We start from the raw sequence: 13,796 nt of genomic DNA, 5'->3' as shown, positions 1-13,796 counted from the left end.
TGAATCAGCCCACGCACTCGTCGAGCAGCGTGGCCACGTTCTGATCGTGACGATGAACCGTCCCGAGGCACGCAATGCCCTCTCCGGCGAAATGATGGCGATCATGCGCGACGCGTGGGACCGCGTCGACTCCGATCCCGAGATCCGCGTAGCCATACTCACCGGCGCCGGCGGCGCGTTCTGCGCTGGTGCGGATCTCAAAGCGATGTCTTCGACCCATCCAGGGGACAGTTTCTCCTCGGGCGGCTGGGATATGTCGAAGATCGAAGCACTGCTGAAAGGCCGCAGGCTGACCAAACCCCTCATCGCCGCCGTCGAAGGCCCTGCGATCGCGGGCGGTACCGAGATCCTGCAGGGCACCGACATCCGCGTAGCCGGTGAGAGCGCGAAGTTCGGTGTGTCCGAAGCGAAGTGGGGGCTATTCCCACTCGGCGGATCTGCGGTGCGTCTGGTCCGCCAGATTCCGTACACCATCGCAGCCGACATTCTGTTGACCGGCAGGCATATTCGAGCTGCCGAGGCAAAAGAAATCGGACTGATCGGCCATGTGGTTCCCGACGGCCGAGCGCTGGACAAGGCGTTGGAGCTCGCCGAGCTCATTGCCGCGAACGGCCCATTGGCGGTGCAGGCAATACTCAAGACCATCCGCGACACCGAGGGAATGCACGAGGAAGAAGCATTCAAGATCGACGCCGAACTCGGGGTCGCGGTGTTCAAGAGCAAGGACGCCAAGGAAGGGCCACGAGCGTTCGGCGAGAAGCGCAAGCCGGAGTTTTCGGGCACGTAGTGGGGCTTCGCCCCCCGTGCGCGTTAAGTGACCCCCTGATGTTGTCAAACACTCACCGGCCCTGACCTGCCCGTGCGTGTTTCGTGACGGCAGGGTGCACCGAAACGCACACGGGGTTCGGGTAGCCGTTTTCGTCGGACCCCGGTGCCACTATGCGCCCATGACTCAGACACAAGAATGGCAATCGCTTCTCGACGAGCAACACGGACTGGTACGAACCGCGCAATCTCGGGCACATGGCTACACCCCGCGCGCAATCGCACATCGCGTCGAGTCCGGCGAGTGGCTGCAGGTTCTTCGCGGTGTCCTTTCGGTGACCAACGGACCGCTCACCAGGCCCATGATGCTGAGCGCCGCGCTACTGCACGGCGGTGGCTCGTCGATCCTCAGCCACGACTCTGCCGCCGAACGCTGGGGCATGATGCGGCCGTCGGACGGCCCGATCCACATCACCGTCCCGTATGGCAGGTCCGCCCTTGGCCAAGCCGCGACGTTCCGGCGCGAATCACGCAGGCCCACGGCATCTGCGCACGCACCGGTACACCCAGGCGTCGCCGTACATCGATCGCGAGCGTTCGAGCATATTCGTCTCGACGCGGAATTTCCGATGACGTCGAGTGCTGACACCGCCATCGACCTCGCCACTGCGGCATCCTCGGCGCGCGAGGGGATGATTGCGCTCGTTCAGGCAACGACCAACGCGAAGGTCTCGCTCCCCGAGATCCGCAGACGCATCGAACAACGCGAACCGTGGCGGTACAAGAACGCCATTCTCGACACCCTCGGCCTACTGACCGGCGGTGTGCAATCCGCGCTCGAACACCGCTACTTCCTCGATGTCGAAGCGGCGCACGGCCTTCCGGCAGCGCGCCGCCAAGGCCCGGTGCACGTCGACGATCGTGTTCTGTTCGAAGACGTGGACTACACACCACACGGGGTCCCGTTGATCGTCAGACTGGACGGGGCTCGGTATCACTCCGCATCGAGCGTGAAATTTCGAGATCGACGAAGAGACAACGCCGCTGAGCTGGCGGGGCGTCCGCGGTTGGTCTACGGGTGGGAAGAAGTCACCGCGACGCCGTGCGCGGTGTTCGGCGAGGTTCGGTCGGTGCTGGTACGGGAGGGCTGGCGGGATGTGTCTTACCCGTGTTCGCAGTGCGCCGAGGTGTTCAGAATGGGCGCCTGAACTCATGGATCAGCGCACGATCGCACTCTCCGGGGTTCCGTTGTCCAACAATGCCGAGACTGTGGCAGCTTCCATCCCCGGCGAACCACAGACGAGTACCTGATGGTTCCGATACGGCTCCTGCACGCTCACGACGTCGGCAAGGCTACCTTCCCAGCAATGCTCGGGTCCGAAAAGTGATGCAGCTTCGGCGATCTCGCTTCGAATGGTGTCGTGCCAGCGATCCGGTGCCCACGGATCCTTCAACTGATCCACGACGGGGATGACCGACAGCCACGGTAGCTCTGCCGCGAGAATCCACAGCAGATCCGCCGCATACAGGTCCCGCGGTGACCGGCCGCCGACGAACAACGTCACCTGCGGTGGCGCTTCGCGCTGCGCCAGGTCGAGGATCAAGGAACGCATCGGCGCCAGACCGGTGCCGCCCGCGATCATGACGACGTCGCGGCCCGAATCGTCGATCTTCAGATTGCCCATCGGTCGACTCAGCTGCCAGATGTCCCCCGGCCTGCTTTCGTTGACGATCGATCCGCTCACCCAACCGGCGGGGACTGCTCGAACATGGAACTCCAACTTGCCGTCCAGCGACGGCGGCAACGCGGGCGAGTAACGACGCGACAGCCGCGCGTTCTGCGGAACAGTGACCTCGAGAGATTGGCCCGCCGAGAAAGGAATCGCATCCCCGACGAGTCGAATCACGGCCAGGTCGTTGCGAAGTCGGTGGTACTGGACCACCTCGGCGTTCCACGTCTGCATGGGTTCAAGGATATGCGGCTTCGCCGCCCGTGCGTGAACGGTCACCGCGGGACGTGCCTTCCCACTCACGGGTGCGCAGCGCTCACCACGGATCGTGGCGGACGTTCGAGACGTCGACTCCCGCGCTCTGCAGACGGAACTTGGTGGTGTTGATCATGGAAGGCGAGCCGACGATCTGAATATCGCGATCGGCCCAGGTGCCGAACTCTGCGACAACCTTCCCCAACTGTCCGACGATCGGGGCGGATCCTCCGCTCGGCAGTCCACCCGGCTGGCCCTGGTACCACCAGGGGTCGGTTTCGTCCTCGACAACTCCGACGACGGAAAGCCACGGATTGATCGCCGCGAGCTGCTGCAACGTCGACAGGTCGTATAGGTCACACGGATACCTCCCGCCGTAGAACACGTGGACGCGGGCATTATCGGTGCGCGATGCCATCTCCATCAGCTGAGCGCGCAAAGGTGCGATGCCGGTGCCGGATGCGATCAGCAGTCGGTCCCGACCCCGCGCGGTGTGCCTGGTCATGCTTCCCAACGGCGATCCGAACGTCCAACGGTCCCCGCGCGCGGTGTTGGTGATCACCGCGGGACTGACCCAGCCGCCGGACACCCGACGAATGTGGAACTCGATCTCACCCGCGGCGTTGGCCGGAATCGACGGCGACAGGTATCGCCACATACGCGGCCTGCTCGGAATCGAGACGCTGACGTACTGACCCGCGCTGTAGTCCATCGGCTCGTCGAGTTTCAACCGAACGATCGACACATCGTCCAGGACTCGCAAGTGTTCGACGACCGTGCCTTGCCACACCGGCGGTCCGTCGTCGGCGGCTGCAGCTTCGATCATGGTGCCCGCCATGACGGCGATCACCTCGCGCCACGCCGAGTCGACCTCCTCGGTCCAGATCTCGTTCCCGGCGAACTGTTCGAGAGCGGTGATGAGCGCATCACCGACGGCCGCGTAATGCGCGTCGACGATGCCGTACTTCCGGTGATCGCGACCCAATTGACCAAGAAATGGAAGCAACCGGTCGAGATCTTCCAACTGATCGATCGCGTACGCAATTGCTGTCACCAGTTTGTCGCGCTGCACTTCCATGGACGCGGGAAAGAAGTCGCGGACTCCTGGATTGCGAGCGAACAAAATTGCATAGAACGAGCGCGTGAGTTTCCCGGGGCCGCCCTCGACAGCTGCCACTGCTTTGAACGTGGTTCTCACAAGCGAAATCGCCCGAGCGTCCATCTCCGAAAATCCCCCATTCACAGGTCGCCGACGAAGCGTTCGCATCGCCCCTGGCCACGCGCTCGCTGGAACTGCGAGCCCACGTGCGGGCGGTCCACCACACCGATCGGCATTGGCCGGCCGGCGGTGACCGCTCTGGTTTGTCGAAAGTCTAGCCCAGCGGAGGATAAACAACGCATCCTAGAAATTGGTTCGACTGTGCAGACCACCGTTACCGGGCCATTGGCCCGCAAAAAGACGCGTTAACCAACTGTGGGTACGAAATTGGTTGAGGCGCACCGAATTTCGAGGTCTTTTCAGTATGGGTTCGAGGCTCTAAGATTCGCAGCGTCGATCAAGATCGAAATGATGCCAATCGAAACGGGGTAGGCAAAGTCGTGACTGTGGCTGTCGGGGTTGAGCCGAAGATCTCAGAGCAGGTCGATCTACGTGCAAGTGATCCACAACTGTCGGGGCGCCTGGTGGAATGTCGAGACTTCTTCGACCTGCCGGAACTGAAGCACCTGCCCGCCGACCGCAAGGCGCAGGCGCTGGCAGAGATGCGCAGGGCCGGAACGTACGTCCAGACCCCCGAAGAGATCCTGATCGGAGCCAAGCTCGCCTGGCGTAACCACGCACGATGCGTTGGCCGCAAACACTGGCGAACCCTCAAACTAATCGATGCCCGCGATGCCACCACTGCCGAAGCCATCGCGCAGGCATGCTTCGAGCACCTCCGGGTCGCGACGAACGGCGGCGCACTGCAGTCCATCGTCACCGTCGGCCCGACGCCGCTGCCCGACGGGCGCGAGTACCGGATCATCAGCCCCCAGCTCATCCGCTACGCCGGTTATCGAGCCGTCGACGGCGCCGTCACCGGCGACCCGGCGCATCTGGAACTGACCCAGCTCGCAACAAAGCTCGGGTGGCGCGGCAAAGGAACGGACTTCGACGTCCTGCCACTGATGATCTCCACGCCGGACGAGCCGATCCGCTGGTTCGACATACCACGCGAGCTGGTGATGGAAGTTCCGCTGGAGCACCCCAACTATCGCTGGTTCGCCGGACTCGAGCTGAAGTGGCACGCAGTTCCGGCCGTGTCCAACATGGACCTCGAGATCGGCGGCGTCCGCTACCCCTGTGCGCCCTTCAACGGCTGGTACGTCAACACCGAAGTCGGAGCGCGGAATTTCAGCGACCAGGATCGATACGACATGCTCCCGGCCATCGCCAAGAAACTGCGACTCGATATGAGCTCCGACCGCACCCTGTGGAAGGACCGCGCGCTCGTCGAACTGAACAGAGCAGTGATCCACAGCTTTCGCGAGTCGGGCGCGTACATGGTCGACCACCACACCGTCGCCAAGCAGTTCGTCGACCATGTCGACCGTGAGACCGAAGCGGGAAGAAAGTGTCCGACGGACTGGGCGTGGGTCAATCCACCGATGTCGTCCGGAATCACGCCGACATTCCATCGGCTCTACGACCCGCCGGATATGGATATCCGGCCCAACTTCGTATCGCGCGGAGCCTTGGGCTGCCCGTTTTCCTGACCCGCGGTCTGCAGGCCACCGCCCCGCAACCGCTGCGGCCGTCAGCGCTGGTTGCGGGGCTTCCACACTACGAGCGCGTTGCGCTGCACGGGTACTAGCTCACGCCGGTAGCTCGCGTGAACATTCGTCAACTCCTGCGCGACCTCGGTCAGCCGAGCCTGTAACGCCTCGACTTGGTTGGTGAGCTCGATGATCCGCTTGATGCCTGCAAGGTTGACACCTTCGTCCTGCGACAGCCGCTGCACCTCACGAAGCAACGCGACGTCACGAGGCGAATAGCGCCTTCCGCCACCGGTTGTGCGATGCGGAATCACCAGCCCGAGACGGTCGTAGGTCCGCAGGGTCTGCGCGTGCATCCCCGCCAACTGCGCTGCCACCGAGATGACGAACACCTGCGCGTCAGGGTCTCCCGGAGCGTTCGGAGGGGGACCTGGAACTGTCATCAGACACCTGCCCACCCGGCCCGCGGGTCGAATCCGCTGGCCTTCTCGGCTTCCAGATATACGTGCAGTGCTTCGGTCGCGGGATCGTCGAGCTTCTGCGGCACCGCGATCTTGACGGTGACCATCAGATCACCGGCATTACCTGTTTTCTTCGGAACTCCGCGACCGCGCACACGAAGCACCCGGCCGTCGACCGTTCCCGGCGGAACCTTGACGCCGACTCGGCCATCGAGCGTCGGGACCGACAGCGTGGTTCCCAGCACGAGTTCGCCGTAGCTGACCGGAACCGTGACAGTCAGATCGTCGCCGTTGCGTCCGAAGACTTTGTCGGCGCGCACTCGCACGACCACGTACAAGTCACCGGACGGTGCTCCGCGCAGACCGGCTTCACCCTGACCTGCCAGGCGAATCTTCTGGCCGTTCGACACTCCCGGAGGGACGCGCACGGTAATGGTCCGAGTCCGGTTCTGCACTCCACTGCCTCGGCAATCCGCGCACGGATCGTCGATGATCGAGCCGGTTCCGCGGCAATCGTCGCACGGCTCGCTGAAACCGAACGCGCCCTGATTGCGATTCACGACACCTGCGCCGTTGCAGTTGGGGCACACCCGAGGACTGGTGCCCGGCTTCGCTCCGCTGCCATGACACGTCGTACACGACGACGGGCTGGTCAGACGAAGCGGAACGGTCACGCCCTGAGTGGCTTCACGGAAGCCGAGAGTGGTTTCGGTTTCGACATCGCTGCCACGACGCGGACGGTTGCTCGCGGTACGCGTCTGAGTGCCACCACGGTTGAACAGGCCACCGAACAGATCGCCTATTCCGCCGTCGGCGCCGCCCTGACCGAACATGTCGCCAACGTCGAACGACTGACCGCCGCCGCCGAATCCACCGGCATTGGGGTTGAACCCACTGCCGCCGCCACCTCCGGCGCCGCGTCCGAAGCCGCCGGAGGCGAAGAGGCGCCTGGCCTCGTCGTACTCCTTGCGCTTGGCAGCGTCGGCGAGGACGGAGTGTGCCTCACTGACAAGTTTGAACCGCTCCTCGGCCTTGGAATCGCCGGGGTTCGCATCGGGATGGTTGTCTCGCGCGAGCTTGCGGTACGCCTTCTTTATCTCTTCCGCAGATGCGCTGGAGGAAACGCCCAGCTCCTTGTAGAAGTCCTTCTCGATCCACTCCCGCTGGCTCACCGGGCGTTTCCTCCTCTCGCGTTATCTCTGTTTACTGCTCGTCGGGCGCATCGGCACCCGATTCCTGTGTTGCAGCATCCACCACACCGACCATAGCCGTGCGCAGGACACGTTCCCCGAGCTTGTAGCCCGGACGCATCAGGACTCCGACGACGGGGTTGCTGCCGTCACCCTCGTGAGAGACAGCCTCGTGGATTGCCGGATCGAAGGCGTCGCCCTCGGCTCCGAACGTGGTGAGGCCGATGTTCGTGAACGCACCGGACAGCTTGTCGGCCACCGAGCGCAACGGTCCCGTTTCGAGGTCGCCGTGCTGGCGAGCCCGCTCGAGGTCGTCGAGCACGGGAAGAAGCTGGGATACGACGGACGCCTTCGCGTTCTCCGCACCGGTCTGCTTCTCCCGATCGGTTCGACGGCGGTAGTTGGCGTATTCCGCCGACAGCCGCTGCAGGTCGGCGGTGAGTTCCGCGACCTGCTTGTCGCGGACGTCCTCCGATGCCTCAGCCTCAGCGACCTCTGCTTCGATCACTTCGTTGTCCACCGAATCGGGCTGCGGCGCAGTGCCGGTGCCCACGAGGGGCTCCGGTACTGGCTCGCCTTCCCGCGGTTCGTTGGTCAAGGGATCTACTTTCCTCTTGTCCACGAACGTGACGGGTTCCTGCTCGGTGTTACGCACATCGTGATCGCTGTCGCGGGGGGTCACTTCTTGTCCGTGTCGACCGGCTCGTCGTCCACGACCTCAGCATCGACGACACCGTCGTCGGCAGCCTGGGCTTCGCCTTCGGCGCCGCCCTCCTTGGCCTGAGCCTCGTAGATCGCGGTTCCGAGAGCCTGCGACTCGGTCGACAGCTTCTCCACGGCGGTCTTCACTGCCGAGATGTCACTGCCGGCGAGTGCCGATTTGGCCTCTTCGATGGCTGTCTCGACGCGTCCCTTGAGCTCGGCGTCGACCTTGTCCTCGTTGTCCTTGACGAACTTCTCCGTCTGGTGGACGAGGGACTCGGCCTGGTTGCGGACCTCGGCCTCTTCGCGGCGAGCCTTGTCCTCGTCTGCGTGAGCTTCGGCGTCGGCGACCATGCGGTCGATCTCTTCCTTAGACAAGCCGGAGCCGTCCTGGATCTTGATCGTGTTTTCCTTGCCGGTGCCCTTGTCCTTGGCCGTGACGTGCACGATGCCGTTGGCGTCGATGTCGAAGGTGACCTCGATCTGCGGCACTCCGCGCGGAGCTGGTGGCAACTCGGTCAGCTCGAAGGAGCCGAGGAGCTTGTTGTGCGAAGCGATCTCGCGCTCACCCTGGAAGACCTGGATCTGCACCGACGGCTGATTGTCGTCAGCGGTGGTGAAGGTCTCGGAACGCTTCGTCGGGATGGTGGTGTTGCGCTCGATGAGCTTGGTCATGACGCCACCCTTGGTCTCGATACCGAGAGACAGGGGCGTGACGTCGAGGAGCAGAACGTCCTTGACCTCACCCTTGAGGACGCCGGCCTGTAGTGCGGCACCGACGGCCACGACCTCGTCCGGGTTGACGCCCTTGTTGGGCTCGCGTCCACCGGAGAGCTCCTTGACGAGCTCGGAGACGGCAGGCATACGCGTCGAACCACCGACGAGCACGACATGGTCGATGTCCTTGACGGCGATGCCGGAGTCCTTGACCACTGCCTGGAACGGCGCACGAGTGCGGTCGAGCAGGTCGGAGGTGATCTTCTGGAACTCGGAGCGGCTGAGCTGCTCGTCGAGGAACAGAGGGTTCTTGTCCGCGTCGACCGTGATGTAGGGAAGGTTGATCGAGGTGCTCTGCCCGGAGGACAGTTCGATCTTTGCCTTCTCGGCAGCCTCACGCAGACGCTGCAGCGCCATCTTGTCCTTCGTCAGATCGATGCCGTTCTGAGCCTTGAACTTGTCGACGAGCCAGGTCACGACGCGCTCGTCCCAGTCGTCGCCACCGAGGTGGTTGTCGCCGGACGTTGCACGGACCTCGACGACGCCGTCGCCGATCTCCAGCAGGGACACGTCGAACGTGCCGCCACCGAGGTCGAACACCAGAATGGTCTGCTCGCTGTCACCCTTGTCCAGGCCGTATGCGAGTGCAGCCGCAGTGGGCTCGTTGACGATGCGCAAGACGTTGAGGCCGGCGATCTGGCCGGCTTCCTTCGTTGCCTGACGCTGCGCGTCCTCGAAGTAGGCAGGCACGGTGATGACCGCGTCGGTGATTTCCTCGCCCAGGTATGCCTCGGCGTCGCGCTTGAGCTTCTGCAGCGTGCGCGCGCTGATCTCCTGCGGCGTGTACTTCTTGCCGTCGATCTCCACGTTCCAGTCCGTGCCGATGTGGCGCTTCACGGACCGGATGGTGCGGTCGATGTTGGTCACCGCCTGGTTCTTCGCAGGCTGGCCGACCAGCACTTCACCGTTCTTGGCGAAAGCGACGACCGACGGAGTTGTGCGTGATCCCTCGGAGTTGGCGACCACAACCGGCTCGCCGCCCTCGAGGACGGACACGACCGAGTTGGTGGTCCCGAGGTCGATACCGACCGCACGAGCCATAGTAATTCCTCCTGTTTGTTGCTGTGTTTGATCCACAAGCTGGGTTTGATTCCTAGCTGAGCGAACCTCACTCAAGTCTGCAAGACATTTCGATCGTCTGTCAACTCGGACTTGAGCCTCATCCACTCAAGGCTGTCGAAAGGGTTAACGGAGGTACTCGCAGATTTGTTCCCGGGGTGGCGCTTCGCGCAGGTGAGCGGAAATACGTCGCAGGGGACGTATTTCCGCGCACATACCCCTGCGACTCGAGGGCGTGCTGAAACCACTGCGACCACGACTCGATCGAGTCGTGGTCGCAGTGATCGGATCACCCAGCGACGTGCAGGGCGGATTCGGGGATGAAGGGATTGCTCAACGCCATCAGAACGGCGGCCGCGGCACCGGAAAGACTTCCGACTAGGCCTACCGGATTCTTCTCGGCGGGCTCGGCGGAGAACACGAACGACCCGCCGGCCCACAGCGTTTACTCGGCGGCAGGCGTCCCGGCGAGCACGCAATCGACGTTGAGCAGTCCGAATGCCACATTGTCCGGGTAATTGGCGTCGAGCTGGGGCGAGAATACTGCCGCGCCTGCCGGACGCGAGACCCATTCGGCGTCCTTGCTGGGCACCGTGTAGGTGACAGTCTCGCCGGCGTCGATCTTGTCCTCGTTGAACACTCCCGGCGCGGCGGGCAACACGACGAAGTTGGTCGCCACCATCGACGCAGCACCCTTGCCGACGTTCTTGACGACGATTTCGAGCGCCGCGGTATCGGCTTCGGCCTTGTCGTCGAATCGGGCGCACTGTGCACCGACGGTGATGACTAGATCCGGCGCTTCGGGCATTGCAGCGGAGCCGAGGGCGGGCGGGGGGACCGGTTCTTCGGCCGACGCAATGGGCGCCAGTGCGAACGCACCGACGGCGGCGGCAATAGTGGCCGTCGAGGCCAGGACGGTGGCGCGAGCGAAGGGGCGCATTGTGTTACTCCTGTGGCTGAAGGGGTTATTGATACGTACAACTATTACCGATTTCAATCGGACATTCCAGACCGAGGAGTCTCGATCGAGTGACATTGTTGTTCTCGGCGGGTCACGGACTACACCGATGTAATTCACCGACACCGATGTTTCCCAGTTCGGAGTTCGGGGGAACTATGGAAGTCTGCAAATGCAGCGTTCTCTACGTAGGGTTGAAGAAAAGAGGCTACGGAGGCACATGGATCCCGAAGTGCAGCACGAACCGAGCGAGATCACCTACGACGAAAAGTTCTATCCCGCCAGGCCCCGCCCGCTGCGCCCGTCCGTTCGTCGCGCGAACCGAAACGGATTCAAACCCCAGGACGGCAATCCGTCGGCCGACAACCCCGAGTACGTCGAGTGGCTGACCGAACAGTCGATGCTGCGCGACGCCAAACTCATCGCCGAGCAACTCTCCGGCAAGGGAAGCATGTGGCAGAACCCCTATGCCGATCCCAACCCCCGCGGAGCCGTCGAACGTGCACCCGTGTGGTTCACCGCATACCCCATCTCGGTCATCAATGCGCCACAGACAAGCTTCCTGAGCACCCTCGGCGACGAGGCGCTCTGGCAGGCGTTCTCTGAAATCGGGATCACCGCAGTACATACCGGGCCGGTCAAGGTTGCGGGCGGAATCCACGGTTGGCGCCCGACGCCTTCGGTGGACGGCCACTTCGACCGCATCGGCATGCAGATCGACCCCGCGTTCGGCTCCGAGGAGGAGTTCCGACGCCTCTGCGTCGTGGCATCGGCATACGACGGCATCGTCATCGACGACATCGTCCCAGGCCACACCGGGAAAGGCGCCGACTTCAGGCTCGCTGAGATGGCCGTCGCCGATTACCCCGGCATCTACCATATGGTCGAGATCGAACCGGAGGACTGGCACCTTCTCCCCCGGGTACGCGCCGGAGCGGATTCACAGAACATCGACGCCGAAGCCGAGGCCAACCTCGCGCGCGCCGGCTATATCATCGGCCAGCTCCAGCGCGTCATTTTTTACGAGCTCGGTGTCAAGGAAACAAACTGGAGCGCAACAGCTCCCGTGATCGGCATCGACGGCCGCGAACGTCGCTGGGTCTACCTGCACTACTTCAAAGCGGGTCAGCCGTCGATCAACTGGCTCGACCCCTCGTTCGCCGGAATGCGGCTGGTGATCGGTGACGCCTGCCACTCCATCGCCGACCTGGGTGCAGGCGCACTCAGGCTCGACGCCAACGGATTCCTCGGCGCCGAACGCCGAGCGGAGGGGCCCGGTTGGTCCGAGGGCCACCCATTGTCCGAGGCCGCGAATCATCTGATCGCCAGCGTCGTTCGCAAAATGGGTGGGTTCACGTTCCAGGAGCTGAACCTGACCATCGATGACATCAAGGCGATGGGCGAGAACGGCGCGGACCTGTCCTACGACTTCATCAACCGTCCCGCTTATCAGCATGCACTCGTCATGGGGAACACCGAGTTCCTCCGGCTCACCATGTCGTTGTCCCGCGACCATGGCGTCGACCCGGCCTCGCTGGTGCATGCGCTGCAGAACCACGACGAACTCACTTTCGAGTTGATTCACTTCGCCACGCTCCACGCCGAGGACGAGTTCGCCTACTGCGGTGAGGTAGTGAAAGGGTCCGATCTCGGAGATCAGATTCGCACCGAGCTGACCGATCGACTCACCGGTCGCTGGGCACCGTACAACCGGACGTTCACCACCAACGGAATCGCTTGTACCACAGCCAGTGTCATCACGGCATCGCTGGGAATCCGCGATCTGGACAGGATGGACGAGTCCGATATCGAAACCGTCAAGACTGCGCACCTGATGCTCGCGATGTACAACGCGTTGCAGCCCGGCGTGTTCGCGCTCTCCGGCTGGGACCTACTGGGCGTCTTGCCCATTGCAGCCGACGATGTCGAAGACTTGATCCGCGAAGGCGACACGCGCTGGATCAACCGCGGCGCACACGACCTGATGGACAGCTACCCGGACGCCGTTCGATCGGAATCCGGAATTCCGCGAGGCCGAAGCCTGTACGGTCCACTGCCGGCCCAGTTGAAGGACTCGAACTCGTTCGCGCGTCGACTCGCCCGAATCATCGAGATCCGCAACAGGTTCGGCATCGCCACCGCCCAGCAGTTGGACGTCCCGACGGTCTCGCACAAGGGTCTCCTCGTCCTTGTTCATCAACTCGGCCAGGGCACCATTCAAGCCACGGTGATCAACTTCACGTCCGATGAGATCGTCGCGACCGTCCAGTCGAAGCACCTCACCCCCGGTGCTGGTGTGTTCGACATGTTCGACGACACGGACATCGGCGTCGTCGACGAGCTGCACAGCTTTCCGATGACGCTCGGGCCGTATCAGGGAGTGCCGGTGATCCTCCGCTAGCACCGCCGCCGGAGTGGACACACACGGTTGCTCGCCCGTGTCATCCGTCCCGACAACTTCGGGATCGGTGTGCGATTGCCCGTGGGCCGGAGCGGGCGATCGCGAAGGCCAGGCCAATTCTCTTGTCCATCGTGTTCCACAGGTCAGTTCCGCTCACACTGTGGGCCGATAGACTCCTGCATTGTGAGTGACGCCAGTAGCCCTCGTCCACCAGATCCCAAGTTGCGGCCACAACCGAAGCGACCGGCGTTAGCGGTCGAACCACTCCGTCCCCGCGAGGTGGTGACGAGGCCGTCGGTCGCCTATCGCGTGGCGTTGCTCATGTGGGGCGCGCTCGCGCTGGTCGTCCTCGCACTCGCAGCGGTGGCCGCGACCGAGTACGACGAGGTCGCCACTGCATTGGAGACGATGCTGGCGCGCGGCAGCTCGGGAGCAACCGATACCGACATCGCCGATACTGCCAAGGTGACGTTGCTGGGCAGTGCGGCAACCGCGGTTCTACTGTTGGTTGTGGCTGGTATCGGATTGTCACTGTCCGCTGCGAGAAAGTCGTACGCGATCATCGTGCTTCTGGTCGCAGGCCTGGGCACGATCGGCGCATCCATCCTCTTCTGGTCGTTCATGTCCGACGCCGCATCGGTAGCCGGCGGCGCGCTTCGGTGGGGACCTTTGGTGTGCGCCGGGCTCGCCGTGATCGCCACCGTTGCTGCCTCCACAATTCGCAGGCGGTAATCCTGGTCGAGC

At 63.4% G+C, this 13,796-nt stretch carries 13 protein-coding genes; 5 read left to right on the top strand and 8 right to left on the bottom strand.

Translation table 11 applies throughout. From position 1 onward, the window contains the following. Positions 1-52: 52 nt before the first annotated feature. Positions 53-787 carry a crotonase/enoyl-CoA hydratase family protein gene (locus QMK17_RS18430; protein WP_442972793.1) on the top strand — a complete coding sequence of 245 codons (735 nt, stop codon included), beginning with the start codon at positions 53-55 and terminating at the stop codon, positions 785-787. A gap of 160 nt (positions 788-947) precedes the next feature. Then, complete coding sequence (locus QMK17_RS18425) at positions 948-1,973, top strand: type IV toxin-antitoxin system AbiEi family antitoxin domain-containing protein (protein ID WP_283510745.1); 1,026 nt, start codon at positions 948-950, stop codon at positions 1,971-1,973. Between the two features lie 9 nt (positions 1,974-1,982). Here QMK17_RS18425 and QMK17_RS18420 read toward each other — a convergent pair whose 3' ends face one another. Both QMK17_RS18420 and QMK17_RS18415 read right to left on the bottom strand, forming a co-directional pair. After that, the gene (locus QMK17_RS18420; RefSeq protein ID WP_283510744.1) at positions 1,983-2,729 is read right to left on the bottom strand and encodes an FAD-binding oxidoreductase; all 747 of its coding nucleotides are present in this window, start codon (positions 2,727-2,729) and stop codon (positions 1,983-1,985) included. Between the two features lie 82 nt (positions 2,730-2,811). Beyond that, a complete protein-coding gene (locus QMK17_RS18415) occupies positions 2,812-3,972 on the bottom strand; it encodes a globin domain-containing protein (RefSeq protein WP_283510743.1) in 1,161 nt (386 codons plus the stop codon). 407 nt (positions 3,973-4,379) lie between these two features. Between QMK17_RS18415 and QMK17_RS18410 the strand changes: the two genes are divergently transcribed. Beyond that, on the top strand, positions 4,380-5,504 hold the full coding sequence (locus QMK17_RS18410) for a nitric oxide synthase oxygenase (RefSeq protein ID WP_283510783.1): 1,125 nt from the start codon (positions 4,380-4,382) through the stop codon (positions 5,502-5,504). 41 nt (positions 5,505-5,545) lie between these two features. On the opposite strand, the gene QMK17_RS18405 is transcribed toward QMK17_RS18410, so the two are convergent. The 6 genes from QMK17_RS18405 to QMK17_RS18380 form a co-directional block, all read right to left on the bottom strand. Continuing rightward, positions 5,546-5,947 carry a heat shock protein transcriptional repressor HspR gene (locus QMK17_RS18405; protein ID WP_283510742.1) on the bottom strand — a complete coding sequence of 134 codons (402 nt, stop codon included), beginning with the start codon at positions 5,945-5,947 and terminating at the stop codon, positions 5,546-5,548. After that, a complete protein-coding gene (gene dnaJ, locus QMK17_RS18400; RefSeq protein WP_283510741.1) occupies positions 5,947-7,137 on the bottom strand; it encodes a molecular chaperone DnaJ in 1,191 nt (396 codons plus the stop codon). Before dnaJ ends, QMK17_RS18405 begins: the two co-directional genes overlap by 1 nt. Before the next feature lie 31 nt (positions 7,138-7,168). Beyond that, positions 7,169-7,837, bottom strand: coding sequence for a nucleotide exchange factor GrpE (gene grpE / locus QMK17_RS18395; RefSeq protein ID WP_283510740.1), 669 nt, complete (start codon positions 7,835-7,837; stop codon positions 7,169-7,171). Next, on the bottom strand, positions 7,834-9,675 hold the full coding sequence (gene dnaK / locus QMK17_RS18390) for a molecular chaperone DnaK (protein WP_283510739.1): 1,842 nt from the start codon (positions 9,673-9,675) through the stop codon (positions 7,834-7,836). The genes grpE and dnaK overlap by 4 nt, the downstream gene beginning before the upstream one ends. 307 nt (positions 9,676-9,982) lie before the next feature. Then, on the bottom strand, positions 9,983-10,114 hold the full coding sequence (locus QMK17_RS18385) for a hypothetical protein (protein WP_283510738.1): 132 nt from the start codon (positions 10,112-10,114) through the stop codon (positions 9,983-9,985). 24 nt (positions 10,115-10,138) lie between these two features. Further along, positions 10,139-10,633, bottom strand: coding sequence for a Pro-kumamolisin, activation domain family protein (locus tag QMK17_RS18380; RefSeq protein WP_283510737.1), 495 nt, complete (start codon positions 10,631-10,633; stop codon positions 10,139-10,141). 238 nt (positions 10,634-10,871) lie between these two features. On the opposite strand from QMK17_RS18380, the gene treS reads away from it, so the two are divergent. Further along, positions 10,872-13,052 (top strand): maltose alpha-D-glucosyltransferase, encoded by a 2,181-nt coding sequence (treS, locus tag QMK17_RS18375; RefSeq protein ID WP_283510736.1) that lies wholly within the window; start codon positions 10,872-10,874, stop codon positions 13,050-13,052. Positions 13,053-13,235: 183 nt separating this feature from the next. After that, the gene (locus tag QMK17_RS18370; protein WP_283510735.1) at positions 13,236-13,784 is read left to right on the top strand and encodes a hypothetical protein; all 549 of its coding nucleotides are present in this window, start codon (positions 13,236-13,238) and stop codon (positions 13,782-13,784) included. Positions 13,785-13,796: the final 12 nt, after the last annotated feature.

It is taken from the genome of Rhodococcus sp. G-MC3 (assembly GCF_030063335.1).
In the GTDB taxonomy this organism is placed as follows: Bacteria; Actinomycetota; Actinomycetes; order Mycobacteriales; family Mycobacteriaceae; genus Rhodococcoides.
Note: the sequence above shows the minus strand (reverse complement) of the source record. Positions and strands in the feature narration are given on the sequence as shown.

Excerpts from the sequence above, each read along its gene's own strand:
- QMK17_RS18430 (WP_442972793.1), top strand. The coding sequence starts at position 53 with ATGAACCGTCCCGAGGCACGCAATGCCCTCTCCGGCGAAATGATGGCG.
- QMK17_RS18425 (WP_283510745.1), top strand. The coding sequence starts at position 948 with ATGACTCAGACACAAGAATGGCAATCGCTTCTCGACGAGCAACACGGA.
- QMK17_RS18420 (WP_283510744.1), bottom strand. The coding sequence starts at position 2,729 with ATGCAGACGTGGAACGCCGAGGTGGTCCAGTACCACCGACTTCGCAAC.
- QMK17_RS18415 (WP_283510743.1), bottom strand. The coding sequence starts at position 3,972 with ATGGACGCTCGGGCGATTTCGCTTGTGAGAACCACGTTCAAAGCAGTG.
- QMK17_RS18405 (WP_283510742.1), bottom strand. The coding sequence starts at position 5,947 with ATGACAGTTCCAGGTCCCCCTCCGAACGCTCCGGGAGACCCTGACGCG.
- dnaK (WP_283510739.1), bottom strand. The coding sequence starts at position 9,675 with ATGGCTCGTGCGGTCGGTATCGACCTCGGGACCACCAACTCGGTCGTG.
- QMK17_RS18380 (WP_283510737.1), bottom strand. The coding sequence starts at position 10,633 with ATGCGCCCCTTCGCTCGCGCCACCGTCCTGGCCTCGACGGCCACTATT.
- treS (WP_283510736.1), top strand. The coding sequence starts at position 10,872 with ATGGATCCCGAAGTGCAGCACGAACCGAGCGAGATCACCTACGACGAA.